Source organism: Paenibacillus sp. B2(2019) (genome assembly GCF_008370385.1).
GTDB lineage: Bacteria > Bacillota > Bacilli > Paenibacillales > Paenibacillaceae > Paenibacillus_AQ.
Map to the genome: position 1 here is coordinate 18,730 of NZ_VTZR01000024.1, position 15,374 is coordinate 34,103.

The 15,374-nt window shown below is 41.8% G+C and carries 15 protein-coding genes, 1 tRNA gene and 3 pseudogenes; 9 read left to right on the forward strand and 10 right to left on the reverse strand.

Translation table 11 applies throughout. The features are described 5' to 3' along the window. Positions 1–86: 86 nt before the first annotated feature. On the forward strand, positions 87–1,562 hold the full coding sequence (locus PAENI_RS21445) for a glycosyl hydrolase (RefSeq protein WP_149646643.1): 1,476 nt from the start codon (positions 87–89) through the stop codon (positions 1,560–1,562). Between the two features lie 81 nt (positions 1,563–1,643). Here PAENI_RS21445 and PAENI_RS21450 read toward each other — a convergent pair whose 3' ends face one another. After that, positions 1,644–2,132: a PH domain-containing protein gene (locus tag PAENI_RS21450; RefSeq protein WP_149646644.1), complete on the reverse strand. Its 489-nt coding sequence runs from the start codon at positions 2,130–2,132 to the stop codon at positions 1,644–1,646. Between the two features lie 117 nt (positions 2,133–2,249). Here PAENI_RS21450 and PAENI_RS21455 point away from each other — a divergent pair, with 117 nt between their 5' ends. Both PAENI_RS21455 and PAENI_RS21460 read left to right on the forward strand, forming a co-directional pair. After that, positions 2,250–2,810, forward strand: a complete 561-nt coding sequence (locus PAENI_RS21455) for a hypothetical protein (protein ID WP_149646645.1) — start codon at positions 2,250–2,252, stop codon at positions 2,808–2,810. A 382-nt stretch (positions 2,811–3,192) separates the two neighbouring features. After that, positions 3,193–3,528, forward strand: a complete 336-nt coding sequence (locus PAENI_RS21460) for a YolD-like family protein (RefSeq protein ID WP_149646646.1) — start codon at positions 3,193–3,195, stop codon at positions 3,526–3,528. On the opposite strand, the gene PAENI_RS31945 is transcribed toward PAENI_RS21460, so the two are convergent. After that, complete coding sequence (locus PAENI_RS31945) at positions 3,525–3,689, reverse strand: hypothetical protein (RefSeq protein WP_179283823.1); 165 nt, start codon at positions 3,687–3,689, stop codon at positions 3,525–3,527. The genes PAENI_RS21460 and PAENI_RS31945 overlap by 4 nt on opposite strands. Positions 3,690–3,987: 298 nt before the next feature. On the opposite strand from PAENI_RS31945, the gene PAENI_RS21465 reads away from it, so the two are divergent. The 4 genes from PAENI_RS21465 (at position 3,988) to PAENI_RS21480 (ending at position 6,113) form a co-directional block, all read left to right on the forward strand. Beyond that, positions 3,988–4,674: a M15 family metallopeptidase gene (locus PAENI_RS21465; protein WP_149646647.1), complete on the forward strand. Its 687-nt coding sequence runs from the start codon at positions 3,988–3,990 to the stop codon at positions 4,672–4,674. 76 nt (positions 4,675–4,750) lie between these two features. After that, entirely contained in the window at positions 4,751–5,224 is a 474-nt protein-coding gene (locus tag PAENI_RS32685; protein WP_262495683.1) for a WGxxGxxG-CTERM domain-containing protein, read from the forward strand. Positions 5,225–5,385: 161 nt separating this feature from the next. Continuing rightward, positions 5,386–5,471, forward strand: a tRNA-Leu gene (locus PAENI_RS21475). A gap of 453 nt (positions 5,472–5,924) precedes the next feature. After that, positions 5,925–6,113 carry a hypothetical protein gene (locus tag PAENI_RS21480; RefSeq protein ID WP_149646648.1) on the forward strand — a complete coding sequence of 63 codons (189 nt, stop codon included), beginning with the start codon at positions 5,925–5,927 and terminating at the stop codon, positions 6,111–6,113. 283 nt (positions 6,114–6,396) lie between these two features. Here PAENI_RS21480 and PAENI_RS21485 read toward each other — a convergent pair. The 6 genes and pseudogenes from PAENI_RS21485 to PAENI_RS21510 form a co-directional block, all read right to left on the reverse strand. Beyond that, positions 6,397–6,779, reverse strand: a pseudogene (locus PAENI_RS21485) (ISL3 family transposase); the annotation flags it as partial. A gap of 227 nt (positions 6,780–7,006) precedes the next feature. Then, on the reverse strand, positions 7,007–7,405 hold the full coding sequence (locus PAENI_RS21490) for a nuclear transport factor 2 family protein (protein ID WP_076284730.1): 399 nt from the start codon (positions 7,403–7,405) through the stop codon (positions 7,007–7,009). Positions 7,406–7,409: 4 nt separating this feature from the next. Then, positions 7,410–8,231: an MBL fold metallo-hydrolase gene (locus tag PAENI_RS21495; protein WP_149646650.1), complete on the reverse strand. Its 822-nt coding sequence runs from the start codon at positions 8,229–8,231 to the stop codon at positions 7,410–7,412. 97 nt (positions 8,232–8,328) lie between these two features. Beyond that, on the reverse strand, positions 8,329–8,949 hold the full coding sequence (locus PAENI_RS21500) for a DsbA family protein (protein ID WP_149646651.1): 621 nt from the start codon (positions 8,947–8,949) through the stop codon (positions 8,329–8,331). A gap of 100 nt (positions 8,950–9,049) precedes the next feature. Next, positions 9,050–9,228: pseudogene (locus PAENI_RS32690) on the reverse strand (FMN-dependent NADH-azoreductase); the annotation flags it as partial. A 121-nt stretch (positions 9,229–9,349) separates the two neighbouring features. After that, positions 9,350–9,553 (reverse strand): annotated as a pseudogene (locus tag PAENI_RS21510) (transposase); the annotation flags it as partial. 501 nt (positions 9,554–10,054) lie between these two features. Here PAENI_RS21510 and PAENI_RS21515 point away from each other — a divergent pair. Beyond that, a complete protein-coding gene (locus PAENI_RS21515; RefSeq protein ID WP_149646652.1) occupies positions 10,055–11,647 on the forward strand; it encodes a sensor domain-containing diguanylate cyclase in 1,593 nt (530 codons plus the stop codon). Positions 11,648–12,426: 779 nt separating this feature from the next. After that, positions 12,427–12,849: a hypothetical protein gene (locus PAENI_RS21520; protein WP_149646653.1), complete on the forward strand. Its 423-nt coding sequence runs from the start codon at positions 12,427–12,429 to the stop codon at positions 12,847–12,849. 148 nt (positions 12,850–12,997) lie between these two features. On the opposite strand, the gene PAENI_RS21525 is transcribed toward PAENI_RS21520, so the two are convergent. Beyond that, a complete protein-coding gene (locus tag PAENI_RS21525; RefSeq protein ID WP_149646654.1) occupies positions 12,998–14,071 on the reverse strand; it encodes a Gfo/Idh/MocA family oxidoreductase in 1,074 nt (357 codons plus the stop codon). 327 nt (positions 14,072–14,398) lie between these two features. Then, entirely contained in the window at positions 14,399–15,235 is an 837-nt protein-coding gene (locus PAENI_RS21530; protein WP_149646655.1) for a DNA-binding protein, read from the reverse strand. Positions 15,236–15,374 lie beyond the last annotated feature (139 nt).

Sequence of the window (15,374 nt, forward strand, 5' to 3'; positions counted from 1 at the left end):
ATTACAACTTCATGTCCATTCGCTGAGTTCATGTCACTAGTATCCCCATACTATAACTTAAAAAAGTTAAAAGGATGTGAGAGTGGATGGAACAGCGCAATCTTCGAAATATGGTTGATTCGGCATCGAGGTTTGTGAGCGATGTTCAGTGGCAAATAGCATATCGTAAATTGCAAATGGCTCCGGCGGATTCGGAAACGGTACCTTCTGCTCAGAAATTGTTGAATACCCTTTATTTTCTGCAAGGAAAAGGATGGATTAGTGGACAACATGATTATTTGGAGAGCGCGGATGAGTTCAATGGGAAGCTGAAAAATACTAGCGGGCAATACGCCGCCCTTCACGGCTATGAGCTGGGGGCAATCAATAATCAGACGGCGGCACTAATAGACAATCAGCGGGATTGGGTCGTTAGCAGCGCTATTCGCTGGTATAAAGCCGGTGGAATCGTAACGATTAGCTATCACGCTCAGTTGCCAGGGACTGCGCCAGCTTGGGATAACGTATCTACGAGCATAAGCAACGCTGATTTTGACAAATATATAACCCCGGGTACCTCTCAGTACAACGCACTGATCGCTGATCTGGATAAGATAGCCCTTTCTTTAAAAAAACTAAATGATGCAGGTGTTCCTGTGCTCTGGCGGCCGTATCATGAAATGAATGGCGGATGGTTCTGGTGGGGGAAGAAGATCAACTACGTGGGACTGTGGAACCTTATGTTTGACCGTTTTACAAGCTATCATAAGCTGCATAATTTATTGTGGGTCTGGAGCCCAAACGCCAAAAATCAGTGGAGTGATGACCCTGCCGAATACTACCCAAGCGGTGACAAAGTAGATGTGCTGGCACTAGATATCTATGATGGGGATTTTAAGGGGAGTCACTATGATAGTCTATGGGATCTGGGTCGTGGAAAAGTGATCGCGATTGGAGAAAATGGAGAGCTACCGTCCCCTGCACTACTATCTAAATCACAGCCCAAATGGTCTTATCAGATGACCTGGGGCAAGCTTCTTTATGAGAAGAATACCGATGCGGTAATTAGAGCCTTTATGAATGACAGCTTTGTATTCACGCGGGAAGAGTATGCTGCTGAGGCGGCAATTGTAGCCGCTAAGGGAGACAGTGTGCTGCAGAGTGGACTATGGGGGCAATATTACAATAACATGACTCTTAGCGGCGCACCTGCGCTGACGCGAACCGATGCTAACATCCAATTTTCGTGGAAACAGGGTTCCCCTGATCCAGCCATTCGTGTCGACGCTTTCTCTGTACGGTGGAGTGGAAAACTGACTGCAGCCTATAGTGAAACCTATACCATTTACTCCTCCTCTGATGACGGGGTACGGGTGTGGATTGATGGAGGGCTGATCATTGATAGCTGGGTGAATCAGAGTGGACAGGAGCGAAAAGGCAGTGTAAATCTGATTGCAGGTAAGCTGCATGAAGTAAAGGTGGAGTACTATGAGAATGAGGGGGACGCGCGAATTGTATTGCAGTGGGAAAGTCCTAGCCAACTCAAAGGGATTATTCCAGCAGGAGCTTTTTATCTTCCATAAGACGATATCCGAACTGATTCGAGCATCGGAATATTAGCGAAAAAGCCCCGGATTTCGGGGCTTTTTTAATGTGAAAGGTTCTTAGATTTGTTCACGGTAGCTAATGTTGTTGGCGATCTTCTCGTCACGAACAGCTTTGCGCAGAACATCTTTGACGGTTTGGGCATCATGGATTTTTCGGAAAAGAAGCTGAGGCGCTGAGGCATCATCAGAAAATACAGTTAATGTACCGATGCCGAGCATCCGGTCCATGATAGATTGTGCTACGGATAAATCGCGTACACGCAGTAATTCGATTTCTTCGACATTTTTACCGATAAGTCCAGTCTTTACCATAATGCGCTGGCTTGTAATGGTGTACGTAGTCGTGTTTAGGCGTACGATTCCTTTGAGGCGATCAGAGATACTGGCTGGTTTGCCTTTCCAGAGCACGACTTCTTGAGTAGCGTTTGGATTTGCTGATGGACGGCGGGCGGTCACTGGAGCAGTGCCGTCAATGCTAGATCCGCATTCTCCACAAAATTTAGCGCCCTGCTTATATTCTGATCCGCAGGTTGTGCAATAAGGCATAAATACTCTCCTTCCCTGATTACAATTGAAATAATTATAACATAATAGTCATTTTACATAAATTTCATTTGCGCTTTACACAAACCGACATTATTCTGTTAAGTGGAGGGATAAATAATGAAAAAAGTGTTACTAATAGGAACGCTAATGCTGACTGTCATCCTTAGCGCCTGCAGCAATAATAATTCAACTTCATCGGCTCCTGCCTCGGAAGAAGAAGTGCAGGAAACCGTACAAAACTTCTACAATGAAATGTCTAAACTTGATGAATTAGGAAAATCATCTTTAGCGGAGTTCAACGAAGCTATTGCTGCTTATTCAGCAGGAGAACTTTCGGACAGGCAGTTGGAGAAGAAGATTAACGAATTCCAAAAGACCGCAACAGACCTATCCAATCAGGCTGAGAAAGTGAAAATTTCCTCTAGCTTGCCCGAAGACATTCGTAAACTGCTTGATGAGTCCAAAATTGCTTTTCAAAGTGCTTATTCTCTAAAAGAACAGGCCTCTCAAGGTGCTGATTCCGCAGAGGTCACTGCTGAGAAGTTCGAGGAATTGAATCAGAACGCTGACGTCGCGATGCTATACGGCATTTCCAAGCTTAATGAAGCAAGAGAAGCAACAGGACTCATCGATGCTGATGGTCAGTCCACCGCTGAATCAGAGAAAGTTCAAGAATAGATCGAAATTTAGGCGCTGAACAGTTCAACTGTCAGCGTCTTTTTGATGCGATTTTGAGCTTGAGTAGAGGTAACACTGCCAATCCTATAAATAAGCCAGCTACGATTCCTTTTGTGAGGTCTGAGAGGGTACTGCTTCGATATACGAGGGGGTATAGACACAGGAATAATACGGGAATTAGGATGAGCAGGGCATTGTTTTTTTTCAATTGGAAAGCTCCTCTCATTTAGATATTAATTATTATACAACTTTTAGATAAAAGAGGAGGATTTTAAAGTGGTATCTTTTTCCTGATTATTGATTATTCAGCGAAGGTGTGGATATAATACAAACATACGTTCGTGTGTAGCGGAATAAGTATAGAAATTAGGGAGGGGTTACCATGGGCAAAAAGCTGGAGAAAAACGGACTGTGGGAAAGCAGTCGCATGATGCTGCCGGAGCACAAGGTAAGAATTATTAGGGATGAACGGGAGACCCTGCGCCGCATTAAGCCTATTCTAGATGAGCAGAAGCTGGAGGAGATCGAATGTACACTTGCTTTATCGTTACGGAGTCATGTGCGCGTCACTGTTGTGGTGTTTGATCCTTTTGAGAATACGACAATTAGTGGTTTTGTGACTTCCATTCACACCCACTCGCGTGAGTTTAAGCTGCAGTGGGCGGAGGAATGGAAGTGGATCAATGTAGATGATCTAGTGGAGGTTTACATCGTCTAATGCTGAGAACCGCTGACTTCACTTTTTTCATAAGCAATTAGGGTCACCGTTGGGTTGCCGGTCAGATTTGCAATGGAAGCTTCGGCATTTCGAATAATTTCGAGTGCTTCTTCCTGCTCGCTCAGGGCAGCAACTTTATAGCTATCGCTATGAATGTCCATATGTGTTCCCACCTTTCGCTAATATTTTGCCCTTTTTTGTAGAAATGATCCAAGGTGAAGAAGCTATGAATAGGTGCTTTTCAGGGGAGATCTCGGGGATACCGGGGTCTTTTTTTAAAATATAAGAAAGTATAAGTTATGCACCTATCCTTTATGTCTTATATTTCTCGCTTAAACGCTTATCGTCCTTCCTTATAGGGACGCCGAAGACGTTTATGCTTGTATGCTAAGGCAAGCAGGGGTATTAGTACAAGCGAATGGGGAAGCGGGATCATTGATTATACCAAGGGGTGATTCTATGCTGACTTTAGATCAAGTGAGGGACAAATCGGCGGCGAGGCTTGCTGGGCTTCATCCTGTTTTGGCAGCAGGGGCGAAGGCTTTGATACAGCAAAGCTATGCCAGAGGAGTACCCATCGTTATTACTCAGGGATTGCGGTCGATTGCTGAACAAAATGCCTTGTATGCGCAGGGGAGAAGTAAGCCTGGACCTGTAGTTACCAACGCCAAGGGTGGAACCAGCTATCACAATTATGGCCTTGCGTTTGATTTTGCGCTTTTGCTGCCGGATGGAAAAAGTCTTTCCTGGGATATGAATCGTGATGGTGATAAAGATAAAATAGCGGACTGGCAAGAGGTTGTACAGGTGGGAAAACAGCTAGGGCTTGAGTGGGGAGGAGACTGGACGTCTTTTAAAGATTATTCCCATCTGCAAATGGCCTTCGGCTTAACCACGACTCAACTTCGGGCAGGTAAACGTCCTACGACGGATCAGGTCAATGAAGCTTTAAAAAGAATTACTGGGGAGGATGACCAGGTGAACAAAGACGTTAAAGTAACGATAACCTTAAACGGCACTAAACTTACGGATGGTGTTCTTGATACCGGCATAACATATGTACCCGTGCGTGCTCTGGCTGAGGCGCTTGGAGCAAAGGTTACGTATGACGCAGCAAGCAAGACAGTGAATGTAGTAAAAGAGTAAAGCTATTCATGTATAGACAGTGCCACCCAAGGGGAAATTATCAGTGATCACTAATTATAAAGGGAGGCATAACACTGTGAACAAGCTGATAACAAGCCTTGCATGCGGTACTGTACTGTCAATGAGTATAATGGGAGCTAGCTATGCATCTAATGCCATCGGATCAGCAGCTTTAGGCGGTATCCCCAACGCTAATACTGGTATGGATGGTACCGTGAATAACACTCGGATGATGAATACGGATGGCAATCTAATGAACGGCACCACGGGAACGATGAATCAGAATGAGAGCATTATGAGAGATAAGATCCGCACAGGGGAAAATTATAGACCTAACACCAATAACTACAATGAAAATTACACCCGGGATAACTACAACAGAAATACGGTAACTCCACTATCCAACACTACAACGGATGGTAGATATCGGGCAACCAGCACAACTACAAATACTGGGACTACCAGCAGAGGATCTAACTGGGGCTGGCTCGGATTGCTTGGACTCTTGGGCCTCGTCGGAATGAGAAGCAGAAGTGACGAACGCAGATAATCGGCATGCCTAATAACCCGTGTCGGCATATGCTGGGACGGGTTATTTTTAATGTGATAAAACTTTTTTTGAAAAAGGGATTGCGCGTTATCGATATTCATGATATTATATTTCTTGTCGCGTTATACGTAAACATCGTATGAAGCTTCAACACATAATATGCCGGGGTGGCGGAACAGGCAGACGCACAGGACTTAAAATCCTGCGGTACGTGAGTACCGTACGGGTTCGACCCCCGTCCTCGGCATCACAGTGAAAACCTTGAGAAATCAAGGTTTTTTTGTTTTTCTTGATTATTTTCAAAAGGGAATTGTATTTAGAACAATTATTAAGCGCACAGGATTTACTCCTTTAATTATGGAGTTTTGTCATGAAAGGTACCCAATTTACTAGCAAGTTCCTCTTCCCCGGTTAAGACCTCGACCATGATGCCCGCCCACAAGCGAAATCCATACTCCTCCTCTGAAAGTCGCTCTTTCCAAATCTCTATGATTTCAGATGTTTAGCGCCATTTGAACCAATATGTTTTTTTAATTTCTTGCCAACGCATTAGATAATCAGAATGAGAGGCGACTTAATTGACAAAGAAGAGATGGCTAACTATTTTTATGTTGTTTATAGTCTTATTATCGGGTTGTAAAAAAACAACTCAGATACTTTAAGTGATACACCAACAGCTAAGGATGAAGAGTATAATCTGATGATTACAAATAACAGTCCGTTGGATTTAAAAAGCGTAGTTGTTACTGTTGATGAAAAAGATACCATCCAAATGGACTCTTTGATCGATAGTAATATTAAACTTGGAGAAGTTGCAAAGTTCCGGATGAAAAATGGAAAACATGTATTTAAGGTTACACTCAATCGGAAAAAATTACTCAGTAAGTAGAGAATTCACCGAAATTTTTAGAAAAGGAATAATTGTTGACTATGAAGTGATAATAGAAAAAAACGAAGTATCTATCAAAAAAATTAAAGACAATGAATAGATTGACTGTAGGAAACAGATATCATCAAAAACTTAGTCTCTTCTGAACAAAACACTAACATAAACGATATAGTCATTAATCTTTCAGATTTTCTAGAGGGTATGACAGGAGAGCTCCTAGTTAAGAATCCGATAAATTACTTGTTCAACTCTACTTTTGATGACATTAACTTAAAAGGCATCCCCTACCTTCTATAGTTGCATTCGTCCATCGGCAGCGATGGTAGTTGATGATCTCATTTTTCCAAATACGCATCTTTTTCAAACCACGCCCTGTTCACACCAACGGTTAAATCCATTCGTTGCAGCTTCGGCATTGGGTGAATAGTTATACCAAGTAGTAAAAGCTTCTTTCCGTTCCCAACATTTTCGTAGGAGCGGAGAGTAACCGAGTAATTCATCCAGCGTTTTCTTACTCTCTGCAGATAGAGATTCCACTTGGAGATTAAAGAGACGATGGTTGGCTTTGAGCCATGCTTTTGCCCGTGGCGAAAGCTCACTCTGTATCGTTTTACGAACCTCTTGCAGGGCCACAATAACATAGCCATGGACATGAAAGCGATCAGCGGAGTCTGTTAAGAGAGTTTACACAAAAGATTTGACAGACCCTGAAGTTCGTCAAGAATCGAAAGATTCATAAAGAAACGCCATCCTTTCCTATAATTCTACAGAAAGGATAACGTCTTTTTTTGCTTTATGGGTAGTGTAAAACCTTAGCTTGATAGCGATGGGGTAGCGTCAGGAAAATACGGTTATCCTGACGCTACCCCGTATACAAGTTAAGTTACAAACAACTAATTTGAACTTAATGCATTATTGACAGTTGCGCTGTCCACGATTTGAATAAATTTTTTAACCTTATCATTCTCATCAAATTCATATAGATGGCAAAAGTCTGCTATAAATGATTTTCCTGTTGCTTTATACGTTCCACTATATTTTCCGTAGACGATAACAGTGTGATTATTAAACGCATAGATTTCATCTTTTGCAGAATAGCCATCCCATTCGGTTCCAAGGCGTTCATGTACGTTTTTCACTACTTCATCTGGACCTACATAAGTACCCGCATAAGGAAATCCAGCAGCTTCTGTCCAAGATACATTATCACTTAAATACATTTTGAAGGCATCCAATTTTCCTTCACCGGTTAATACATACGTTTCATGTAATAATTTTTGGTATATATTCATAACATTACCCCCAAGGAATTTCTTTCGTTACAACTTTTGCACTTAATTCTAATACGCCTTTATTTGCATAGCCTGGATATGCTGCTTCAAGCTTTGCAACAAAATCCGTAGAAGTTTTACTTTCTTCAGAAGCTTTAATTGCAGTTTTTAGATAATTGATAGTTGCAATAAGTGCTTGATTATCTAAGGATTTTTCAATTGAACCATGGCTTGGTACGATTATGTTAGCATTTAACCCTTGTAACACTTTCAAGTTCTCAATCCAAGCTTCCATTGCTTCTTTTGAGCTAGTATCTGCTATGAAAACATGTATTTCGTTGAAAATATCAATGCCACCAATCAATAATTTCAATTCTCTGTTAAATAAGCTAGTTCTGTAATTATCTAAACCTACAAGTTCAAAAGTTAAACCTTGAAAGTCAATGGTTTTTTCTGTAAATACTTGAGGCAATACAACATTACTTGGTGCGTTCTCTCCAAGTGCATCTTTCCAGACTTTTAATTTACCTAAGACAGAATGAACAATATGTTCAACAGTGGATTCTGTGGCATACGCAATGGCTTCTGGAAACGCTGCTTTAATACTTTCTAACCCAAAGTAGTAGTCCGGATCTCCATGAATAATAAAAATTTTATCTAAATATAAGTTATTTTTATTTAGGTAATCAACAATTTCTTTCGAATCGGATTGAGTAAATTTCGTATTTATTAAGAATGCATGTCCTGCTTTTTCAACTAAGGTTGCAGTCACCATAAAACTATTTTCTTCAGAACTAAATATCGTCAATTTCACATCATTTTGATTCATTTCGATTGTTTTAAACATAGAATTTTATCTCCTTTTTGGTGAAGTTATTTAATAATCAATGAAGTTTTATTAGTTGAAAGTGAGTTATAAATACCAGTACTTTTAATTAAAATCCTTAATAACAATCTTTAAACCGTGCTTCAATTTTATCCGACGTCATTACTCCGCCACCAATAGGAATTAATTGGTTATCCTTGTGTAGAAGTAAAGAGGGATAGCTATTTATACCAAGTTGTTGAACCGTGTTGAAATCATTTTGAACATCTATTATAGTTTCTTGAGATTTTAGTCGCTCTAGTACTTGTTCAGGATCCAAATGATGATCAATAGCTATCTTACGATATGTTTCAGGGTCACTCAGACTTTTTCCATTATAATAAAACGCTTTTTGCATGGCAGAAGTAAATTCTAACAAACGGTTCGGTGCTAATGAACGTAAAGCTGAAAAGCCAATTGCAGCATCTTTTGAATTCATTGTAAAAGTACCTTCTGACAACAAAGCCTGATATGAAGGCCCAAATTCTGCACCAGTAAGTTTATTAATTCTTTTATTACCTTCTGATATATATGAGAATTTTTTTATTGGCAGATTATCTAAAAATAATCCTCCGGATAAAACAGTTAACGGAATTTCAGGGTGATTTTTGTAAAAACCTCCAATACTTTCTGAAAATCCATAGCACCATCCACAATATGCATCCCATACATATACAAGGGTGTCTTGTTTTGTCTCCATTAAAAACGCCTACCTTTATTTTTTTATTATTAACCAATCTCGCTGTTACTTAGAAATTCTCAGCTAACTTTTTAGAGCGTAGAATTGCATCTTCTTTAATCTATTGTGCTTTTTCAGGCGCCCTATTATGCCCTTCAACATCGAGTGCTTCAAAAGAAGGGACGCAAAAAAATTCATCATTACCAAAAGATGGCGATGCTCCATTTCTAGTTCTTCAGCTGGACCTTCAGAGTAGAAAGCACCATGTACTTGAATATGCAGTGCTTTTTTATCTGTAACAGGTACTGTTACTACTAGTTGTAACCATTGTAGTTACAACTAGAATGAAAGTCAATTCTTATTGACGAAAAAATTAACTTCCTATTATTGGGCTCAATCTAAAAATTAGTGGTTGATATGTTCAACTCAATAAACGGTGTCGATTGCATTCAATTAAAATGCCCGCCATATAACAACCACGATTGCGTGTGAAGTAGTGCCGGCGTTGGTAAGCTTTGATACGATTATGTCGTCCTTCTACGGTTGCACTCGTCCAACGGCAATGATGGTAGTTCACGATCTCATCCTGCCAATTACGCATGGTTTTCAAGGTGCTTCGCACGGCGCTTTCATACACAAAGGGCAGTAACGCAAAGCGTCTGCCCTTCATTTTGCTAACATTTTTGTTAACATGGCTACATATACAAATTTCTGAACGCAGAAAGTACAGAACACAAAAAAGTGCCGTCAACCCGCGTGGTTAAAGGATTTGTGTTCGTGCTTTCCGTGGTGTAGAAAAGGGGCTATAAAGGTTGTTTCAGGACTTAAAATCCTGCGGTACGTGAGTACCGTACGGGTTCGACCCCGTCCTCGGTATCACAGTGAAAACCTTGAAAAATCAAGGTTTTTTTGTTTTATTAATTTTAAAGCTTCTCTTTTTCAGTGTTTGACAATTCACAAGCTCTGGAGAGGAGTTTTTAATATGTAATATTTCATGAACCAGCGTATATCGAACGTTACGTACAGTGGTGTGAGAGATTGGAGTTCGTTGATTATTGTCGAATAACATCTTAATTTGTTGTATTATTGTTTAAGCTAGTTTTCAAGATTTAAGGAGGGTTATAGTTTGCTTACACTGAGAAGAGCCGAGCCGCGTCAAAGTAAAAAGCTCAGTCTCACATCGCTGCTTACGGGCTTGGTTACGCTGGTGGTTCTACTAACCTCAAGCATTCTTCTGATCGGTTCTTACGAGTCCAAAAAACAATCATTGATGGAGACTACGCTCCATTTGAATTACTACAACGCTGACCGAATGACTAAGACAATGGACTCCTTATTTCAGTCCATGCGCAGCAGTTTGGAATACAGCGCTGCCACACTCTCCGATGACGATGGCTCTACGCCGAAGCAAGTAGATGATAATTTAGAACTGATGCGCAATAGTAGCAATTACTTCAATTCTATCGCCGTAGTCGATGCCGACGGGCTGGTCCGCAACGTAGTACCGACTAGTTTGGGGACAACAGGCGACCATATTACTTCTAAGGCCAGTTTGGAAGCTCTGGCATTCAAAAAACCTTACATATCCTCCCCCTACATGACCCCAACCACCAAGAGACTAATCGTTTTTATGAGTCAGCCGATTTTCAGCAACAATGGCATATATCGCGGTATTTTGAGCGGCACGTTTTATCTGCAAGAGAACAATATTTTGTCTATGATTTTTGGCGACAACAACGTGGACGATTCTGGCTCTTATTATTATATTGTGGATTCAAGCGGGCATCTGTTGTACCACCCGGATAAGCAGCTCATTGGGGCGGATGTCAGCAGTAACAAGGTTGTACAGAAACTTATGAAAGGGGAAAGCGGGGAACAGCAAGTGCGCAACACCCGTAACGTTGAAATGCTTGCCGGATACTCCAGCGTACCGGCCAATGGCTGGGGAATCGTGGTCGTTTCGCCGATTAGTGTCATTCATCATCAACTGATGGGCCACCTTCGGACAATTCTCGGGTATTCGTTGTTTCCGTTCATTATACTCCTAATGGGCGTCATTCTCGTAGCGTGCAAGTTGGCCCGGCCTTTTGTCTCCCTGGCGAATCTGGTGAGCAGGATGGGCAAGGAGAAGATTGTATTGCCGGAAGCGAAGCCGCAATGGAGCCGAGAGGCAGATCTGCTGACCAAGGCTGTGTTGCTTGCCGCGACGGATATTCAGAAGCAGGCGGATCAACTGACCCAAGAGGCTACGACGGATGCACTGACCGGTTTAATGAACCGGAGATCGTTAGAGTATACGATGGGCCAGTGGATTGCCTCAGGGCAACCGTTTTCGCTCATTGTGCTGGATGTAGACAAATTTAAACTCGTGAACGATACCTACGGCCATCTCATTGGCGACGAAGTGCTGAAACATGTAGCCAAAGTTATAGTTACTTCGTTTCGCCCAGACGATGTTTGCCACCGCTACGGCGGTGAAGAGTTCGTCATCTTACTGGCCCACACTAGACCTGAGGAAGCCTTCACCGTAGCTGAAAGAGTCCGGCGGGCACTGGAACAAAGCAGGGGTCCAATCCCGACACGGGTTACGATCTCCCAGGGAATCGCCCATTATCCTGTTCATGCATTGGAGCGGGAGGGGCTGCTGGAGAAGGCCGACCAAGCGTTATACCTGGCCAAGAGCAGGGGAAGAAACCGGACGATGGTCGCTGATGGTTGAAACAATTGCTCGAAATTTGCGGTACGTTCCTTATCCTCTGCATCATAGTGAAAGTTGAAAATGCGGCACCAGCAACAATGGAAGAAGCATTAATTAATTGATAATATTCCCGAGGAAAGAAAACCAGAGTGGGAGTATTATTATCGTTGGGTATTTCCTAAGAACAAGTAATTAAGAAAGCCAGAAACGCACATAATTCTTACTATTAAAGGGCTAGGTGTTGAACTTTAAGCACTGAAAACTCCAGTGCTATCAACGCTTTGGGGGAATAGGCAGACGCACAGGACTTAAAATCCTGCGGTACGTGAGTACCGTACGGGTTCGACCCCCGTCCTCGGCATCACTAAAAACAAGGGTTTCAGCTCATTTGAGCTGGAACCCTTGTTTGATTTTAAGCGGGTTTACTGGCATTTTGCTAACGCCGGTTCATTCTGGTTTTATAACGGCAGTCTCCTTTACTGAATTTCCGCCAAAGGAGCCGGATGCCAACAATATGCAATGTTCCCTTTTCGTACTCGTTTCTTTCGGTTTCCGCAAAAGGGCGTGTACAAAGATTTGAATTCATCAGATCCAATGCAAGCGCATATTTATATAAGTTACCAGGATGGTTGGATACAGTCTGGCTGAATGCATAATAGCCATCGTATTATCAAGCACAAACTTGAGCGGAATTAGATATGATGTTTTCAATTCAAACAACACCTCGGTCTTGAATGGTCTCATTTCCATAGCCGGAAAAGCAGCAGTTGCATGCGCTGGGGTAATAAAAGGAGGCAGTTATGCAGGATTTTGCAATGTCGATGTTATGGTTATGGATTTGCTATTTTATAGTGACTATTATTGGAGTTTTACATACCGTATTTAATATTTATGTGTTAAAAATGAGTCCAATGGACGAAAAAGGTATGGGGGAGGGATATGAAAAAACAAAGCCTTGGCATCCTCTTTATAATGTCATTCTGTTTTCTATCTTTGGTTGGCTATATATGCGGGGGTTATCTGTACCCAACCTTGAAGAAGCTCTTATTACAGGGGCAATATGGGCCGGAGTTTGCATTATAATTGATGTTTTGGGCTGGGTGATCATTAAGCATCCTTGGAGTCTTTCTTTCAAAGAATTCTATATTCATTATCAGCCATGGATTACACTTATATATTTGGTTATTTTTATGGGTCCTGTAATCGGATATTTGTTCGTTTAATTAAATTTCATATGGAGCATGAGGGCATGGCATTGAAATCGGGCGGTCATTGATTTCTGTTTTACATGCTACACTTGTTCGAGTCATTGAATCGTATACAATTGTTCAGGCACATGAGAAGGCTCTTAACTTTCTCATGTGTTTGTTTTTATTTGGCAGACCTGATCTCATCTTGCAAAGTTATAGTGCTTCCAAGGGCGATGGCTTCATCGACCGCGAATGACAGTCTGATATCTATTAAGGCATCCGCTAATGAGTATGCTGAAATTCCCGTGTGCAGGAAGCTGGACATATTCAATAAGGCTTGTCCTATCCCAATCTCTTCATCAGAAAGGGGAGAGGGATGAAACGGGTTCTGAAATAGACTAAGCTGTCCTGCACGCAATTCATGCAAGGAGAGACTTTCCAGACTGCCTTCCTGTCCGCCTTGAATCCGACTAATGTTCATATACTCGGTCTCTTCGGTTCCCAGGCGACGGATAATCTCATTATCGCGAATTTCCCCATGTGATCCGCGGATGAGTACCCGGTTGGTACGGAGGGGCGAGAAATATTGGGAGCGAGTGAAGTCAAGCACAGCGCTTTTGCCGGAGGGAAACACCATAATTGCGATATCCTGCTGCTCTGTCTTCAGGTCATCTTCGGCCTCCCTCCCCCTATAAGAGAAGTCCATGATTGGAACCTCTAGCCGGCGAGCTGTGATTTCACATGCTGTGCCAGTGATCGAGAGCCATTTACGGATCAGGCTGATTCCATGATAACCATGTGCAACAGAGACTTGAACATGACCTACCTCGCCCAAATGTCCGGTTTGAATATAGGCGGTTCTTGCCTGATGGTGAGGCAACAGCGGATATTGCTCGGCTATTTGAATCAGAGGGAACTCAATGGCGCTGGATCGAAGCAGTTCATATTCAGCTGGCGTAGAGGCGGTGGGTGTTTCGGCCAACACAGGTACTTGCAGCGCTGCAAGCTCCAACAGCAGTGAGGCGGCAGCGGTCTTGGACACCGTAAGGACCACAAAATCGCTCTCGGCCGCAAGACGTTCTATCGAGCTGTATACGGTCAGTTTCCATTTGTCGATCTGTTGCTGGTATTTGGCAGGGTTGCGGATCAATACACCAGTTACCTGAAATTGCTGCGGAAGCAGGTGAGCCAACTTAAGATACATTTCCGCCCGCCAGCCGCTTCCGATTATTCCAAAACGAATAGGTCTGTTCATCTTTAAAGTACACCTCTAATGGTTGATTAGTATGTAAACACCTTCGTAGCACAGGCATCAGTTGTCTCTTATTATTGTATATAAAAAAATGATAGAGTACATAGGATTATGTATAATGTGAAACTATTACTTTTTGTTGTCTTTAGCTAAGCTATCTTATGCATTTACGTACAAAGGAGCGATTATCCAATAGCCGGATGATCGCTCCTTTGTATAATCCACTTATAAAATTTCAATCAATGACCCATTCCGTGATTGTTAACGGTGTAAATTGTGGAACCCGAATCGACAGCGGAAGCACTTGCAGAGGCGATCATCAAGCTTGAACTAATTAAGACTACGACTGTAAGCAAGAACATTTTCTTTTTCATTAGTTAACTCCCTCTCTATTATAGTTTCCATTATGTTGTGATGCACTTGGAGCTGTGATTGATTAGCATAGTCTCTAAGGATCTCAAATAATGCCGCTGCTTTCTTAAAGCCTGTATCATCTTTCAGCTTAATACTTAATAGTAAGGTTTCCAGAATTGTGTTTATCGCATCGCACATATTCTCCTGTTTGTAGTAGTACATCGCCAGCAAGAACTTGTAATCCACAAAATATCTTATACTCTCTTGAGTTCCTCGTGCTCCTATGTCGTTAGCATTTATTTCGAATTCACTCAGAATCCAATCTACGGAATAGTTATATTTTATCGAGGATTCCAAGATGGTAATTAGTCCCGGTAGTAACTCTTCCTCAGCACTGTTTCTAATAAATTCAACATACTCCTTTAGGACTCCTGTCTGGCCTTCCAAAAGGTCGAGCACGTAGGTATTGGCTTTTGCAATATTACAGTAGTATTTGACTTCATTAATTCCTTCATCATCTAGTCCTTTGATCCAGCCCAATTCAGCATATTTTTGAATACACATTCTAGCCTCAGGATACTTACCGAGCTTTTGCAGTGCGATTCCTTTTGAACATAAGCTAAATCCAAAATAATAGGGAATACTCCGCTTCAGGTTTTGTTCTCTCAATGTGTCACTGCTTGTCTCATATATGAATGCAATCTGGGTAATCAATCTATCTGCAATTTCAATCATAGCACCCCAATTTTCCAATGAAAAAGATGCCTTAAGCATACTAGTTAAGGAATCAGCATTTAATCCATCCAAATCCAACTTCAATGCGATCTTCCTTTCTTCAGCATATCATCATCGGTTATTGCTATGTCGTTTGTATCTCTAGATTATTCTTTATTTTACCAATATAGTAAGTGATTTTCATCACTGGAACAAGGAAACAAGAGTTTGTTTTATG